The organism is Mycolicibacter arupensis, from assembly GCF_002086515.1.
Classification (GTDB): Bacteria; Actinomycetota; Actinomycetes; order Mycobacteriales; family Mycobacteriaceae; genus Mycobacterium; species Mycobacterium arupense.
Window position 1 is genome coordinate 1 of sequence record NZ_MVHH01000045.1, and the last position, 14,914, is coordinate 14,914.

The following is a 14,914-nucleotide window of genomic DNA, read 5'->3' on the forward strand; positions in this document are numbered from 1 at the left end:
GCACATCAAAACGACCCGCCATCGAACGCATCGCGTCCGGGTCAGTCATAAAACGAGTAGCCATAGTTTTCTCCCTCTTGCTCGGAAATTCGTTGTGGTGCCGGGCGCCGATCCGACGGACACGTGTGTGCTTGCGGCCCCTTCCGTTACCCGCCGGCCGGCGAACGGGGCATAACTTTGGGGGCCTTGGCGGCGACCGCGCCGAGTCCGCGTCCCGCCATCGCGCCCATCAGGGCGTTGCCGAACGGGCCACCCGGCATCCCGGACGCAGCCGACATGGTCTGAACCGGGGCACTGACCGTGGTGGCGGGCAGCACCGGTGCGGCACGCACCATGCCGTCAGCGGCCATCGACCAGGCTTGCGGCACCTTCAACCCACCCATCGAGGCGGCCTGGCCGAGCTTGGCGGAGATCGCGCTGGTGGCTGAGCTGAAGTGGCCCGCCAGCACGCCGACGGCACCTTGCAGCTTGTCGTTGACGAAGTCGCCGATCTGGGTCATCAGGGTGCCGGCGCCGCCGGCGGTGCTCTGACCGGCCAGGGTGCCCGCCGAGCCGCCCGCCTTGGCGAACTGGGTCAGCATCATCAGATAGCGCATGCCCATCGACCCCAGGGAGGCACCCTGAGTCACCGGGGACATGACCGAGGAGACGCTGGTCGCGGCGATCCTGGGGTCCAGCCCCATCGTGAGGGCGAGGTCGCGGACACCGGCCACGTCAAGCAGACCACCCAGGGTGGTGAAGTCATAGCCTGTCGCAGCGGGGGGTGTGGTTCCGGTACCGCCGGGAATCGGACCGCCTTCGGCGGAGCCCGGCGTGGTCGACATCGCCGACTGCGGCACTGCCGACGGCTGCTGCAACGCGTTGTTGTTGGCTTCGGCGGAGGCGCTGTAACTGTCCATCGCCGCGCCGTCGGTTGCCCACATCACTTCGTATTGGTGCTCGGTGGCCTGGATCAGCGGGGTGTTCTGGCCGAAGAAGTTGGTCGAGATCAGCGCCAGCAGCATTGCCCGGTTGGCCGCGATCACCGCGGGCGGTACCGAGGCTGCGCGCGCCGCCTCGAAGAGGCCGGCCGCCTGGGTGGCCAGCGCAGCGTTGGTGGCCGCGGTGACCGAAGCCTGCTCCAGCCACGCGACATAGGGCGCGGTCGCGACCGTGGCCGCGGCAGAGCCTGCCCCGGTCCAGGTCGAGTCCAGGTTGGCGATCACCGAGTGCGTTGCTGTCGCGGACGTCATCAGCTCGCCCGAGAGCTGAGTCCAGGCCGCCGCGGCTTCCAGCAGTGCGCCCGACCCGGGCCCGGTATAGATGAGGCCGGAGTTGATCTCCGGCGGAAACATGCTGAAACTCATCGATGCGCCCCGATTCAGCCGGCTGCCGTGGCGTTGACGGCCTCGGTGTAGGCGTAGGCGCTCGCGTTGCTACCCAAGGTGGCCACGATCTGCTGGTGCACCGCTGCAGCCTGCGCACTGACTTGCTGGAACAGGTTTCCGTGCGCCGAGAACTGGGCTGCGGTCAGCGCCGAAACCAGGTCCACTGCCGGTGCGACCACACCAGTGGTGGGGGCAGCTGCGGCCGAAACACCCGCAACCAGCGAGTCGCCGATTCCGGAAAGGCTTCCGGCAGCCGCCGTGAGAATTTCTGGCTGAGCTGTTACGAACGACATTGTTCCTCCTGGGGCCTACAAGCGTCTCGGTGAAGTGTTGGTTATTCGAAGTCTGCGTCAATACTTGACGTAGATCACTCTAACTGACAGTTGTAATAACGGTCTGATAAAGATGTGGCTGCTGAGGCGAGCTGCAACGCGCGGCCGGCGTCGCTGTGGACCCCGTGCAGACGAGTTGAGAACTTCACCGGACAGACGACCTCTCGTACAACGTTCGATGCAGATAGCTGTTGCGGCCGAGACGAGTCGCGTCCCGCAGCGGCCGGAAGGCGAACGTAACACCGCCGCGACCTCGCGGTACAGCAGCGTCCCAAACATTCAGTAAAGCTTTGGGATCTGGTCAGACAACGCTGAATTCACTTAGCCAAGACGTGGGATTGGCGGCACCGAACCAGCCGAAACCGGGCCTGGCGGCGGGCTCCGATATGCGAAGCTAAGGTGCCCGAACCGGACAGCGGGCCACTACTGAACCCGCCGACTACCCCACGGAGCGCCTGATGACCTTCAACGAAGGTATGCAGATCGACACCAGCACGACCTCGTCGGGCGGGGGTGGTCGTGGTATCGCCATCGGCGGCGGGGTGGCCGGACTGGTGATCCTGGTGGTGGCATTGTTACTGGGGGCCGATCCCGGCGAGGTGCTCAGTCAGCAGCCGGTGGACCAAGGCCAGTACACCGCTCCCGGTTTCGACCTCGGCAAGTGCCGTACCGGCGAGGATGCCAACAAGTACGTGCAATGCCGGGTGGTGGCGACCGCTAACTCGGTGGACGCGGTGTGGTCGGACCTGCTCAACGGCTACACCCGTCCGAGGGTGCAGCTGTTCAGTGGACAGACGTCCACCGCCTGTGGAGCCGCGACGAGTGCGGTCGGGCCGTTCTACTGCCCCGCGGATCAGACCGCGTACTTCGACACGGACTTCTTCAATGTGCTCGTCGACCGGTTCGGCTCCAGCAGCGGCCCGCTCGCGCAGGAGTACGTGGTGGCCCACGAGTTCGGTCACCACGTGCAGAATCTGCTCGGCGTGCTCGGCCGGGCCCAGACCGGCGCGCAGGGCGCCACCGGAGCCGGGGTGCGCACCGAGCTGCAGGCCGACTGCTACGCCGGGGTGTGGGCGCACTACGCGTCGGTGACCAAGCAGGAGAGCACCGGGGTGCCTTTCCTGAAGCCACTCACCGATGCCGACATCCGCGATGCATTGTCGGCCGCTTCGTCGGTGGGTGATGACCGCATCCAGGAGGCCGCGACTGGCCGGGTCAACCCGGAATCGTGGACCCACGGTGCGTCAGCGCAGCGTCAGCACTGGTTCACCGTCGGCTATCAGACCGGTGACCCCAACCAGTGCGACACCTTCGCCGCCTCGAATCTGGGCTAGCCGGAGACCAGCTCACGCAGCTGCGCGCGTCCGGCCTCGTCGAGCGGTAGCAGTGGGCGGCGGGGCTCCCCCGCCGGCACCCCGAGCAGCTCCAGGCCGGCCTTGACCGTGGTGGGCAGCCCGCCCGCCACGATGAACTCCAACAGCGGCTTGAGGTCGCCGTAGAGGCCCTGCGCTGTCGCCAGATCCCCCGCCCGCACCGCGGCATAGAGATCCAGACACGGACCGGGAAGAAGATTCGGCGCTGCGGTGCACCAGCCGGCCGCCCCGGCGCGCAACGCGTCGAGAACCAGGGGGTTGCTCCCGTTGAAGAACGGCAGCCGGCCCCCGGACAGCTCGGCGATGCGCAGCATCCGGCTCAGGTCCCCGGTGGACTCCTTGACCATGGTCACGTGTTCGATGCGCTCGAACATCGCCACCAGCAACTCCGGGCTCATGTCTACCCCCGAGGTCGCTGGATTGTTGTAGGCCACGATGTCGATGTCGATGGCGTCGGAGATGGCCGCGTAGTGCGTGCCGATCTCGCGCTCGGACAGCTTCCAGTACGACACCGGGGCAACCATGACGGCGTCGGCACCGGCCTGCGCGGCGTAGCGGGCCCGATGCACGGTGCCGGCGGTGGTCAGATCCGAGACGCCCACCAGAACGGGCAACCGGCCGTCGACCGCTGCGATCGAGGCGTCGACGCAGGTGTCGAACTCGTGCTCGTCGAGGTAGGCAAGTTCACCGGTGCTACCGAGCGGGGCGATCGCGTGAACCCCGGCCTCGACGAGGCGGTCGATCACGGTGGTCAGCACGGCTGTGTCCACACCGCCGTCGCGGAACGGTGTCACCGGGTAGCCGATCACACCGTGCAGTGGTGTTGTCACGAAGGAAACTCCTCTTGTCTATTGGGTGATTGCGTCAGGGTGGCCGGCAAGCGCTCGCCGGGCGTAATAGGCGAAGTTGGCCGCACTGCGTCGCGGCAACAGCGTCCAGTCGTGGGCTTGTCGGGCCAGCTGCTCGGGCAGCTCCTTGATGGTCCCCGCGGCCATCGCGGCCAGCTGCAGGGCGGCGGCCCGTTCGATCAATACGGCCAGCGAGCACGCCTCCTCCACGCTGGCGCCGACCACGATCTGCCCGTGGTGCGCCAAGAGGATCGCCTTCTTGTCGCCGAGGGCTTCGGAGATGATCTCGCCCTCCTCATTGCCGACCGGGACTCCCGGCCAGATCGGCAGGAAGGCGCAGTCCCCATAGAGCGGAGTGGTGTCCATATGCGACACGACCAGCGGGGTCTCCAGCATCGACAGTGCTGCGACGTGAAACGGGTGGGTGTGCACGATGCACCGCACATCCGGGCGGGCCCGATAGATCCAGCTGTGGAAGCGATTGGCGGGGTTGGCCATGCCCTCGCCCTCGATGACGGTCAGGTCTTCATCGACCACCAGCAAATTGGCGTCGGTGATCTCGTCGAAGCCCAAGCCAAGGCGCTGGGTGTAGTAGGTGCCCGGCGCCTCGGCACGGGCAGTGATCTGCCCGGCCAGCCCCGAGTCATGGCCACGGTCGAAAAGCGCCCGGCAGGTGAGCGCCACCTTCTGGCGAGTGGTCCACGGTGTTCCGGTGAAGTTCTCGGCCAAGCGCTGCTCCGCGCGCTGCATCAGATCGGACTTGGAATCGTCGAATGTGGTGCCCATGGCAGCTCCTGTGATCACAATTGGCGTATGACACCACCATACCCGATAGGACACCTTGTGTCCTCTGCGATGATGAACCCATGACAGCACTGCTGCGTACCGTCCGCAAGCAGCGAGGACTCACCCTCGAGGGCCTCGCGGAGCGGACCGGGCTGACTAAGAGCTACCTGTCCAAAATCGAGCGCAGTCGCAGTACCCCGTCCATCGCGGTGGCCATGAAGGTCGCCCAGGCCCTCGACGTCGATGTGGCACAACTGTTCTCCGACCGCGGAGACGAGGACAAGATCGCCGTCGACCGCGCCGCGGACCGCAGTGAGAGCCCCCAGCGCTACCAAGCAGTGGCGTCGGGGATGCTCGGCAAGACCATGTCTCCGTTCGTGGTGATACCCCCCGGCGCCACACCCGGTGACGCGCATCCCCAGCACGCCCTGCACGACGGCCAGGAGTTTCTCTTCGTCCATGCAGGAACGATCGAGCTGGAATACGGCGAGGCGACCTGGACCCTGACTGCCGGCGACAGCGCCTACTTCGATGCCTCGATCAGCCACCGCATCCGGTCGGTGGGGCCAGAGTCGGCCGAGGTCGTGGTCGTCGCCGAAAGCACCCCGCGATGAACACCGAGATGTTGTTCTCCTACGGCACGCTGCAGCTGGCGGAGGTACAACGCAGCACGTTCGGGCGTGAGCTCGACGGCCGCCCCGACGCGATCGTGGGCTACGAGTTGGACTACGTGACGATCACCGATCCCCAGGTGGTGGCCGTCAGCGGCAGCAACCGCCATCCGATCCTGCGCCCCACCGAAGCGCCCGACGCATCCGTGCCGGGCATGGTGTTCACGATCAGCAGCGCCGAATTGGCGGCCGCCGACGAGTACGAGGTCGACGCCTATCGGCGGGTCTCGGTACCGCTGCGCTCGGGTGACCAGGCCTGGGTCTACGTCTTCGCCGAATGAGCCGACGCTGTCACCACGGCCGAGTCGCGCAGGACACGCCGCTGCCGCCCTGCTGCGAGACCACTACCTCGCCGTCGACGGCAATCTCACAGTGGAACTCGGGGTTCGTCCGCAAGCCCCCACTGGCGGTGACCAGTGCCCACTGGCTCGGGTCGGCGAGCGTGGTGGTGTAGACCACCGGCTGTCCCCCGCCGATCGGCACGCGCACGGTTTCCAGGTATTCCGACGAATTGGCGTTGTAGGCCGCCATGCTGGGCGGGTCGGTCTTGATATACGAGATGTTGCCGGTCAGGTCGCTGGTGGCGGTGATGGTGTAGGTGACTTCATGGCCGTCGGTCGCGCTTTTCTTCGGGGCCTCGGCCGTCGGTTCGGTGGCATTCTCCGTCGGCGTAGGTGCCGGGTTCTCGGTGGCCGATGCCGCCGCGCTCTCGGTGGGCGCGGCCGGGGTGGGTTCGGGGTCGGCCAGTGACGTCGCGTGACTGGCTGCGACTCCCGCGGCCGCCATCAGCACCACTGTCCCGAACCTGACTGTCACATTCCGCATGATCGTCATACCCAGCCACGCTACCGGAGGTCCGGCCTGCGTCGCCGAGTGTCGGTTTGTGTCACGCCCCGAGGCGCTGGGTGTGCAATAAGTCGACGTTCAAGTCAGTCCCGGTATAACCAGCAGCTCGGAGCGCAGCCCTGACCCGGCCCAGCACCACGACAGGTCGATACCGAAGAAGGTCGCTGCTGACCCGAACGATCACCCAGCCGCGTGCGTACAACTCGGCGTAGCGATCGATATCAGCGGTCCGCTGCCGAGGGTCGGTCCAATGCTGGGCACCGTCAAATTCCACACCGACTTGGTATTCGGGCCAGCCCATATCAATGCGAGCGAAGGGACGGCCGAAGCCGTCTCGCACGACGATCTGGGTCATCGGGCGCGGGAATCCGCCGCGTATCAGCAACAGCCGCGTGCGGGTTTCCTGCGGAGACTCCGCGCCGCCGTCCATCAGTGTGATCGCGCGCCGTAACTGCAGCAGGCCGCGAGCACCCCGATGACGGTGGGCTAGCGCAGCAACGTCCTCTGCGACCAGATTCGTCGCATTCGCCAGGGCATCGAGGCGGATGACGGCCCCGGTTAGCCCCGTACTACGGCCCAGATCGAAAGCGGTCCGTGCGGCTGTGGTGGTCGGTATCCCTCGGATCAGGCACGTCTCATCGGGTTCCAGCCGCTCGCGATGGACGACAATCCCCTCGGCGTCAGAGGCGGCCTTCCGATTCAGTTCCGCCGGCAGTCGCGCGTCGAGCCATCGTGATCGGTGCAGGGCCGCCGCTGACAGACCGGCCACGGTTGCCGTCCGTCCCGACCACAGCCAGCCTGCCACCGCACGCGTAACCGGCGTGAGCTCTTGGCCGTTCGGCAGATAAACGTTGCGGTATATCGACCAATGCCGACTGCGTAACGTCCGCCGGGTCACGCTGCCTGCCGCCAACGCCTCAGTGCCGAGGAAGGGCCAGGTGGAATCCGGTGTGGGGGTCAGCATGGCAGTCACAGTGCCGACTCGGGCCGTCATCCGAATACCGAGTGTCGACTTGTGTCACCCGTTCTGTGGATAAACGTGCATCAGGGCAACATTCGGCGCAGTACCTCCGCGACGACGTCCTCGATCGGCACATCCACCTGTTCGCCGTTGGCCAGATTCTTCACGCCCACGGTGCCGGCTTCCAGGTCGCGGTCACCGGCGACCAGCGCGATCACTGCGCCCGAGCGGTCCGCGGCGCGCATGGCACCCTTGAGTCCGCGGTCCCCATAGGCCAGATCCACCCGCACCCCGGCACTCCGCAGGTGACCGGCAATGACGGCCAACCTCAGCTTGGCCGACTCGGACAGACCCACGCCGTACACCTCACAACGGGTGGTCTTCCCCACGGTCTTGCCCTCGGCAGCCAGGGCGAGCAACGTCCGGTCCACACCGAGTCCGAAACCGATCCCGGACAGATCCTGGCCACCGAGCTGGCGCATCAGTCCGTCATAACGGCCCCCGCCGCCGATTCCGGACTGTGCACCCAGCCCGTCGTGCACGAACTCGAAGGTGGTCTTGGTGTAGTAGTCCAGCCCGCGGACCATGCGTGGGTTGACCACATACGGCACCCCGAGCGCATCAAGATGTGCCAGCACGGTGTCGAAGTGCGTCCGGGCGCCCTCCGAAAGATGGTCCAGCATGAGCGGGGCGTCGGCGGTCATCTCACGCACATGTGGCCGCTTGTCGTCGAGGACCCGGAGCGGATTGAGTTGCGCGCGCTGCCGCGTCTCATCATCGAGGTCGAGGCCGAACAGGAACTGCTGCAGCAACTCTCGATAAGCAGGACGGCAGGTGTCATCGCCCAGGGAGGTGATTTCCAGCCGGAAGCCCTCCAGCCCCAGGGAGCGAAAGCCCGCATCCGCGACAGCGATCACCTCGGCGTCCAGGGCGGGATCGTCCACCCCGATCGCCTCGACACCGACCTGCTGCAACTGCCGATAGCGGCCCGCCTGCGGACGCTCATACCGGAAAAAGGGTCCCGCGTAACAGAGCTTGGCGGGCAGCTGACCGCGGTCCAGGCCGTGCTCGATCACCGCACGCATCACACCGGCGGTGCCCTCGGGGCGCAGGGTCACCGAGCGCTCCCCGCGATCGGCAAAGGTGTACATCTCCTTGGAGACCACGTCGGTGGACTCCCCCACCCCCCGCGCGAACAGTGCGGTGTCTTCGAAGATCGGCAGCTCGATGTCGCCGTAGCCGGCTCGGCGAGCGACCGCCAGCAGTCCGTCGCGGACCGCGACGAAGCCGGCAGAGGCCGGAGGGACGTAATCGGGCACCCCTTTGGGTGCGGCAAAGGTGCTCACGCACTAAGCCCTTCTAGGAATGGGTTGTAACGGCGCTCGTCGCCGATGGTGGTCTTGGGTCCGTGGCCCGGCAACACCACGCATTCATCGTCGAGACACAGCAGCTTGTCCACGATCGAGGTCAACAGGTCGCGGCCACTGCCCCCGGGCAGGTCGGTGCGGCCCACGGAGTTCTGAAACAGGGTGTCGCCGCTGAACACGACCTCGGCAGCGTCGCCCTCGACCCGGAAGACCACCGAACCTCGGGTGTGACCGGGCGTGTGGTCGACGGTGACCGTAGTGCCACCCAGGCCGATTTTGTCGCCGTCACGATCGAGTTCGATCAGCTGCTTGGGCTCGGAGAACATCGCCTTGCCCAACACACCGAACAGCGCCTGCCCCGGCAGCGTGCCCAGTGAGCGCAGTGGATCAGTGAGCATGAAGCGGTCCTCGGGGTGAATGTAGGTGGGGCAGCCGTAGGTGTCGGACACCTTCTGCGCCGACCAGATGTGGTCGATGTGGCCGTGGGTGAGTAGCACCGCCGCCGGGGTCAGCCGGTTCTCGTCCAGTACCCGCCGTAGCCGGGCCATGGCGCGCTGACCGGGGTCGACGACGATCGCATCGGCGCCCTGCCGTTGAGCCAGCACGTAGCAGTTGCACGCCAGCATTCCAGCGGGGAATCCGGTGACCAACACGCCGACCAGTTTCCCATTGCACCACCGGCCGACGGTGACGCGGGCGTCTCAGCCGCACTCTGGCAGACTTGAGGGCCGACTCACATCAGCGAGCCAGGAGGTCTACCGCCGGTGCCCACGAACTCAGAGCGGCGTGCCGCCGCCAAGCGCAATCTGGACCAACAGGTACAGCAGCGTGCCGAGGCCGCCCGCAAGCAGCAGCGCCTGCTGATGATCGTCGGTGCGGTCGCCGCGGTATTGCTGATCGCCGGGGTGGTGTTCGTGGTCCTGCGCGACGACGATCCGGGCAACGTCAACGCGACCGACTCGTCGAGCTCGAGCACCTCGGAGACCGCCGACACCCCGGCTACGCCCGCGGCGGCGGGGCAGCTGCCCAAGTTCACCGCGTCGCCCCAGTTGGGCGCCGACTGCCAGTACCCGAAGGCTCGCCCGGCCACCAAATCCGTCGAGCCGCCGCGCACAGGCAAGGTCCCGACGGACCCGGCCCAGGTCAGCGTCTCGATGCTGACCGACCAGGGTCCCATCGGATTGATGCTCAACAACGCCCAATCGCCCTGCACTGTCAATAGTTTCATCAGCCTGGCGGCCAAGGACTATTTCTCGGGCACGCAGTGCCACCGGCTCACCACTTCGCCGATGCTCAGCGTGCTGCAGTGCGGGGACCCCGCCGGCGACGGCACGGGCGGCCCGGGCTACGAGTTCGACAACGAATACCCCACTGACCAGTACACCTTGGGTGACCCGGCGGCCCAGCAGCCGGTCACCTATCCCCGCGGCACGGTGGCGATGGCCAATGCCGGTCCTGGCACCAACGGCAGCCAGTTCTTCCTGGTCTATAAAGACTCGATGCTGCCGCCGCAGTACACGGTGTTCGGCACCATTCAGGCCGACGGCCTGGCCACCCTGGACAAGATCGCCGCGGCCGGTGTGCAGGGCGGCGGCGACGACGGCCCGCCGGCAACCAAGGTGACCGTCAAGTCGGTGCAGGCCGACTAGACACGACGTTGAGATTGCATCCAGGGCGGTAGATTCCGAGACGATCACGACCCGGGCTGCAATCTCAACGCACGGGCGCGCTAGGCCGCAGAAGTAACCCGGTAGACGTCGAAGACCCCTTCGACATTGCGGACCACGTTGAGCAGGTGCCCGAGGTGCTTCGGATCGCCCATCTCAAAGGTGAATCGGCTGATCGCGACCCGGTCCCGGGACGTGGTGACCGACGCCGACAAGATGTTGACCTTCTCGTCGGCGAGCACCTTGGTGATGTCCGACAGCAGTCGGTGCCGGTCCAGGGCCTCGACCTGAATGGCGACCAGGAACACCGACGACGGCGATGGCGCCCACTTGACCTCGATGATCCGCTCGTCCTGCTGGCGCAGCGCGTCGGCGTTGGTGCAGTCGGTGCGGTGCACCGAGACCCCGCCACCGCGGGTGACGAAACCCATGATCTCGTCACCGGGCACCGGGGTGCAGCACTTGGCCAGCTTGGTGAGCACGCCCGTAGCACCGGGGACCGCGACTCCGACATCGTCGGAATGCCGTTCGCGGCGCGGGATGGTCAGCGGAGTGGAACGTTCGGCCAGGTCGTCCTCGGCCTGATCGACGCCGCCCAGCTGAGCCACCAACCGCTGCACCACGTGGTGTGCCGAGATGTGATTCTCGCCGACAGCGGTGTAGAGCGCGGAAACGTCCGAGTAGTGCAGTTCGCGGGCAACCGCCGCCATCGACTCACCGTTGACCAGGCGCTGCAGCGGAAGTCCTGCCCGGCGCACCTCGCGCGCCATCGACTCCTTGCCGGACTCCAGGGCCTCTTCGCGGCGTTCCTTGGCGAACCACTGCCGAATCTTGGCCTTGGCCCGCGGCGACACCACGAACTGCTGCCAGTCCCGCGACGGCCCGGCGTTCTGCGCCTTTGAAGTGAAAACCTCGACCACTTCGCCGTTTTCGAGCTTACGTTCCAACGCCACCAGCCGGCCGTTGACCCGGGCGCCGATACATCGATGGCCGACCTCGGTGTGAACGGCATAGGCGAAGTCCACCGGCGTGGAGCCAGTGGGCAGGGTGATCACGTCGCCCTTTGGCGTGAACACGAAGATCTCTTTGACGGCCAAGTCGTAGCGCAGCGACTCCAAGAACTCGCCCGGGTCGGCGGCCTCCCGCTGCCAATCCAGCAACTGCCGCATCCAGGCCATGTCGTCGATCTCGGCGGCGGAGTTCAGATGCGGAACGCCATTGCGGCCCTTGGCTTCTTTGTAGCGCCAGTGAGCGGCGATCCCGTATTCAGCCGTACGGTGCATTTCCCGGGTGCGGATCTGGATCTCCAGCGGCTTGCCCTCCGGGCCGATCACCGTGGTGTGCAACGACTGGTACACCCCGTAGCGCGGCTGGGCGATGTAGTCCTTGAACCGGCCGGCCATCGGCTGCCACAACGAGTGCACGACACCGACCGCCGCATAGCAGTCCCGGATCTCATCGCACAGGATCCGCAGGCCCACCAAGTCGTAGATGTCATCGAAGTCGCGACCACGAACGATCATCTTCTGGTAGATCGACCAGTAGTGCTTGGGCCGCCCCTCGACGGTCGCGGTGATCTTCGACTTGGCCAGCGTGTTGACGATCTCGGCACGCACCTTGGCCAGATAGGTGTCGCGGGACGGCGCCCGGTCGGCCACCAACCGGACGATCTCCTCGTAACGCTTGGGATGCAGGATCGCGAACGAGAGATCCTCGAGCTCCCATTTGACGGTGGCCATGCCGAGCCGATGGGCCAGTGGGGCAATCACTTCCAGCGTCTCACGCGCCTTGCGGGCCTGCTTCTCCGGCGCCAGGAACCGGATGGTGCGCATGTTGTGCAGCCGGTCGGCAACCTTGATCACCAGCACCCGCGGGTCGCGTGCCATGGCGATGACCATCTTGCGGATGGTCTCGGCCTCGGCCGCCGTACCCAGCACCACCTTGTCGAGCTTGGTCACACCGTCGACGAGGTGCGAGACCTCGTCGCCGAACTCCGCGGCCAGCGCGTGCAGTGTGTAGCCGGTGTCTTCGACCGTGTCGTGCAGCAGCGCAGCCACCAACGTGATGGTGTCCATGCCCAACTCGGCCAGGATGGTCGCCACCGCCACCGGGTGGGTGATGTAGGGATCGCCCGAATGGCGCAGCTGGGCGGCGTGACGCTGCTCGGCCACCTCGTAGGCGCGCTGCAGCAGCGCCAGGTTGGCTTTGGGGTAGTACTGCCGGTGCACCGCCACCAGGGGTTCGAGCACCGGGCTCAGGGCACCGCGTTGAGCGGTGATGCGACGCGCAATCCGGGCCCGCACCCGGCGGGAAGCGCTGGTGGGGACCTTCAGCAGATCGGTGCGTTCGGTGGGCGAGTCCTGGGCGACGGTCTCCGACGTCGCTACCGGCGCGCTGGTGTCGACACCGTACCGATCGGGGTCAGAGCCCTGCTCGGGGCCGTGCGGAAAGCCATTTTCAGGGCCCACTGTGCTCACCTCCGACCACGAGAATATCGACTAAATCTGGTGCAGGCGCTCAAGCCGCAACGGCGCCACCGCCGCGCGCCCGCCCAGCCCGGCCAGCTCCAGCACCACAGCCGCCGCAACCACCTCGGCGCCGGCGCGGTGCAGCAAGCGACACGCCGCGGCCAGGGTTCCACCGGTGGCAAGCACGTCGTCGAGGATGACCACCTTTAGCCCCGCCAGTTCGATTCCGCTGGCGGGTATTTCCAGCACGGCAGTGGCGTACTCGAGCTCATAGTGCTCCGAGAGCACCGGCGGCGGCAGCTTGCCACCCTTGCGGACCGCCAGCGCGCCCACCCCCAGCCGGTCGGCCACCGCTCCGGCCAGCAGAAACCCGCGGGCATCGATGCCGGCCACCAGGTCTGCACCGGCTGCGATCCGGGCCAACTCCTCGGTGACCACCGATAGCCCGACGGCGTCGGCGAACACCGGAGTCAGGTCTTTGAAGGCGATTCCCGGGGAGGGAAAATCGGCCACTTCACGGATCAGCGACGCAATGACCTCAGCGGCCCCCGCCGCAGGTCTGGCCGGATTCACTGCTGCAGCTCCCAGCGGTCCATATTCCAGCCCGCACCCCACCGAGTTGGGTTGGCCGCCACGCCGTAGGTCTTCTTCGACGACAGCAATGTGCGCTGCTGGCGGTACAGCGGCAATGTGGGCATGTCGGCCCACAGCACCGGAGCGCTCTCCCCCAGCAGGCGAACCATCTCGGCGGGGTCGGCGGTCACCGCCAGCGCCGAGATGATGCCGTCGATCTGGTCGTTGTGGTAGCCGGACAAGTTGTTTCCGTTACCGCTGAACAGCTCATAGGCGTCCACCGACGACGATCCGCTCGAACCGCTGCCGGTCGATCCGCCGGTGCTGGCGAGCAACACGTCGATCTGCCCGTCACGCAGCGCCAGTGGACCGACGCTGTCGGAGGCCACCTCGACCACGGTGATGCCGGCCGGTGCACACGAACCGGTGATCGCCCCGACCACGGCAGCCAGCCGGGTGTTGGGGCCGCGGTAACCGATACGCACCGTCAGCGGCTTGCCGCCGAGTGCGTCGCGCGCGGCGTCGGGGTCTGCACGGGCGAACTGGCCGGCCTCGGGCACGCTCTCCGCCTGGTCGAAGGCGTCATCGATGGCGGTGTTGAGCCGCGAGTTCACCACCGGAACGCCCGCATCGCGAGCGATGATGTCACGCGGGGTGCACAGGGCCACCGCCCGGCGGGCCGGGGTCTCCGACAGCGGGCCGGCGGGGGCGAAGATCAGCTGCTCGATTCCCCCCGAGGGGTTGTCGCTGCTCTGGTAGTCGTCGGGCGTGTTCAGTGATCCCGCCGATCCGGTTGCGACGTCAACGACCTCGATGACGCGCTTGCTGACCCGGTCGGCGATGTCGGCGGTCTGGGGCCACACCGTGATCCGCTTGGTGACCGGCTTGGCACCCCACCACAGGTCGTTGGCCACCAACACCACGGCGCCACCCTCGAGCACCGAGTCGATCCGATACGGGCCCGAAGAGGGAAAGTGCCGCAGATCCGCGCCGCGATCCAGCTGCCAGGTCGTGTTCCAGGCCTGCGCGATCTTGGCGATGGACTCCTCGGCAGGCCCGAGCTTGCCCAGCAGGACCTCGGTGGTGTTCACGCCGAGCTTGTCGCTGAGGACGTGCGACGGCATCATCGAGGTCGCACTGAACAGTTCCTCGTAATCGACGATATTGCGGTCGGCGAAGAACGACACTCGGGCCTTCTTCGCACCGGGCTCGCACTCGATGTTCTCGATGTCGAGGTAGCCGGCGCGGCTGGCGGCGTCGAAGCCGGCGAACCTGCCGGACTGGGCCGCCCACGCCAGAACCAGATCGTCACACGTGATCGGTTTGCCGTCGGAATACACCGCCGCGTCCGCGATCTGATAGTCCAGCACCAGCGGGGCGCGGCCGACCACCGAGATACTGCCGAAGTCGTGGTCGGTGACGATCTGGCCGTCCGGACCGTGGTATCCGAAGCCGGTCAGGGTGCGGGAGAACGCCTGCGGCCCGGCCGAAGCCGCACCCACGACGGTGGTGCTGTTGTAGGTGATCAGTCCGCCGTCGACGGCGTAGTCGATCTGATCGACGGTGGCGCTGGTGCACGCCGACACCGACCAGGCACCGAGGCCGGTGATGATCGCCACCACCGACGTCGCAGCGTGCCGCCAGCGGGCCGCCAT

The 14,914-nt window shown here is 66.8% G+C and carries 15 protein-coding genes; 4 read left to right on the forward strand and 11 right to left on the reverse strand.

Going from position 1 to position 14,914, the window contains the following annotated elements; translation table 11 throughout:
• Positions 1 to 146 precede the first annotated feature (146 nt).
• Positions 147 to 1,346, reverse strand: coding sequence for a PPE family protein (locus tag BST15_RS16845; RefSeq protein ID WP_046189381.1), 1,200 nt, complete (start codon positions 1,344 to 1,346; stop codon positions 147 to 149).
• A 14-nt stretch (positions 1,347 to 1,360) separates the two neighbouring features.
• Positions 1,361 to 1,660: a PE family protein gene (locus BST15_RS16850; protein WP_046189382.1), complete on the reverse strand. Its 300-nt coding sequence runs from the start codon at positions 1,658 to 1,660 to the stop codon at positions 1,361 to 1,363.
• Positions 1,661 to 2,157: 497 nt separating this feature from the next.
• Here BST15_RS16850 and ypfJ point away from each other — a divergent pair, with 497 nt between their 5' ends.
• Positions 2,158 to 3,033 (forward strand): KPN_02809 family neutral zinc metallopeptidase, encoded by an 876-nt coding sequence (ypfJ, locus tag BST15_RS16855; protein WP_046189383.1) that lies wholly within the window; start codon positions 2,158 to 2,160, stop codon positions 3,031 to 3,033.
• Here the strand turns inward: ypfJ and BST15_RS16860 are convergent.
• Positions 3,030 to 3,902, reverse strand: coding sequence for a dihydrodipicolinate synthase family protein (locus tag BST15_RS16860; protein WP_046189384.1), 873 nt, complete (start codon positions 3,900 to 3,902; stop codon positions 3,030 to 3,032). The two genes, ypfJ and BST15_RS16860, sit on opposite strands and share 4 nt — an antisense overlap.
• An 18-nt stretch (positions 3,903 to 3,920) precedes the next feature.
• On the reverse strand, positions 3,921 to 4,706 hold the full coding sequence (locus tag BST15_RS16865) for an aldolase (protein WP_046189385.1): 786 nt from the start codon (positions 4,704 to 4,706) through the stop codon (positions 3,921 to 3,923).
• An 80-nt stretch (positions 4,707 to 4,786) separates the two neighbouring features.
• Here BST15_RS16865 and BST15_RS16870 point away from each other — a divergent pair, with 80 nt between their 5' ends.
• Positions 4,787 to 5,320: a helix-turn-helix domain-containing protein gene (locus tag BST15_RS16870; RefSeq protein ID WP_046189386.1), complete on the forward strand. Its 534-nt coding sequence runs from the start codon at positions 4,787 to 4,789 to the stop codon at positions 5,318 to 5,320.
• A complete protein-coding gene (locus BST15_RS16875) occupies positions 5,317 to 5,658 on the forward strand; it encodes a gamma-glutamylcyclotransferase family protein (protein ID WP_046189387.1) in 342 nt (113 codons plus the stop codon). Before BST15_RS16870 ends, BST15_RS16875 begins: the two co-directional genes overlap by 4 nt.
• A 10-nt stretch (positions 5,659 to 5,668) precedes the next feature.
• Here BST15_RS16875 and BST15_RS16880 read toward each other — a convergent pair whose 3' ends face one another.
• The 4 genes from BST15_RS16880 to BST15_RS16895 all read right to left on the reverse strand — a co-directional run bounded on the left by BST15_RS16880 (position 5,669) and on the right by BST15_RS16895 (position 9,204).
• Positions 5,669 to 6,124, reverse strand: coding sequence for a hypothetical protein (locus BST15_RS16880; RefSeq protein WP_409366556.1), 456 nt, complete (start codon positions 6,122 to 6,124; stop codon positions 5,669 to 5,671).
• Between the two features lie 139 nt (positions 6,125 to 6,263).
• Positions 6,264 to 7,187 (reverse strand): endonuclease domain-containing protein, encoded by a 924-nt coding sequence (locus BST15_RS16885; RefSeq protein WP_046189408.1) that lies wholly within the window; start codon positions 7,185 to 7,187, stop codon positions 6,264 to 6,266.
• Between the two features lie 80 nt (positions 7,188 to 7,267).
• Positions 7,268 to 8,530 (reverse strand): histidine--tRNA ligase, encoded by a 1,263-nt coding sequence (hisS, locus tag BST15_RS16890; protein ID WP_046189389.1) that lies wholly within the window; start codon positions 8,528 to 8,530, stop codon positions 7,268 to 7,270.
• Positions 8,527 to 9,204, reverse strand: coding sequence for an MBL fold metallo-hydrolase (locus BST15_RS16895; RefSeq protein ID WP_046189390.1), 678 nt, complete (start codon positions 9,202 to 9,204; stop codon positions 8,527 to 8,529). The genes hisS and BST15_RS16895 overlap by 4 nt, the downstream gene beginning before the upstream one ends.
• A gap of 111 nt (positions 9,205 to 9,315) precedes the next feature.
• Between BST15_RS16895 and BST15_RS16900 the strand changes: the two genes are divergently transcribed.
• Complete coding sequence (locus BST15_RS16900; protein ID WP_046189391.1) at positions 9,316 to 10,200, forward strand: peptidylprolyl isomerase; 885 nt, start codon at positions 9,316 to 9,318, stop codon at positions 10,198 to 10,200.
• An 80-nt stretch (positions 10,201 to 10,280) separates the two neighbouring features.
• Here BST15_RS16900 and BST15_RS16905 read toward each other — a convergent pair whose 3' ends face one another.
• The 3 genes from BST15_RS16905 to BST15_RS16915 are packed head-to-tail and all read right to left on the reverse strand — an operon-like array spanning position 10,281 to position 14,914.
• The gene (locus tag BST15_RS16905; RefSeq protein ID WP_046189392.1) at positions 10,281 to 12,686 is read right to left on the reverse strand and encodes a RelA/SpoT family protein; all 2,406 of its coding nucleotides are present in this window, start codon (positions 12,684 to 12,686) and stop codon (positions 10,281 to 10,283) included.
• Between the two features lie 30 nt (positions 12,687 to 12,716).
• On the reverse strand, positions 12,717 to 13,259 hold the full coding sequence (locus tag BST15_RS16910; protein ID WP_046189393.1) for an adenine phosphoribosyltransferase: 543 nt from the start codon (positions 13,257 to 13,259) through the stop codon (positions 12,717 to 12,719).
• Positions 13,256 to 14,914 carry an ABC transporter substrate-binding protein gene (locus BST15_RS16915; protein WP_046189394.1) on the reverse strand — a complete coding sequence of 553 codons (1,659 nt, stop codon included), beginning with the start codon at positions 14,912 to 14,914 and terminating at the stop codon, positions 13,256 to 13,258. The genes BST15_RS16910 and BST15_RS16915 overlap by 4 nt, the downstream gene beginning before the upstream one ends.

Excerpts from the sequence above, each read along its gene's own strand:
- BST15_RS16845 (WP_046189381.1), bottom strand. The coding sequence starts at position 1,346 with ATGAGTTTCAGCATGTTTCCGCCGGAGATCAACTCCGGCCTCATCTAT.
- BST15_RS16850 (WP_046189382.1), bottom strand. The coding sequence starts at position 1,660 with ATGTCGTTCGTAACAGCTCAGCCAGAAATTCTCACGGCGGCTGCCGGA.
- ypfJ (WP_046189383.1), top strand. The coding sequence starts at position 2,158 with ATGACCTTCAACGAAGGTATGCAGATCGACACCAGCACGACCTCGTCG.
- BST15_RS16865 (WP_046189385.1), bottom strand. The coding sequence starts at position 4,706 with ATGGGCACCACATTCGACGATTCCAAGTCCGATCTGATGCAGCGCGCG.
- BST15_RS16870 (WP_046189386.1), top strand. The coding sequence starts at position 4,787 with ATGACAGCACTGCTGCGTACCGTCCGCAAGCAGCGAGGACTCACCCTC.
- BST15_RS16875 (WP_046189387.1), top strand. The coding sequence starts at position 5,317 with ATGAACACCGAGATGTTGTTCTCCTACGGCACGCTGCAGCTGGCGGAG.
- BST15_RS16885 (WP_046189408.1), bottom strand. The coding sequence starts at position 7,187 with ATGCTGACCCCCACACCGGATTCCACCTGGCCCTTCCTCGGCACTGAG.
- BST15_RS16915 (WP_046189394.1), bottom strand. The coding sequence starts at position 14,914 with ATGGCGGCCCGCTGGCGGCACGCTGCGACGTCGGTGGTGGCGATCATC.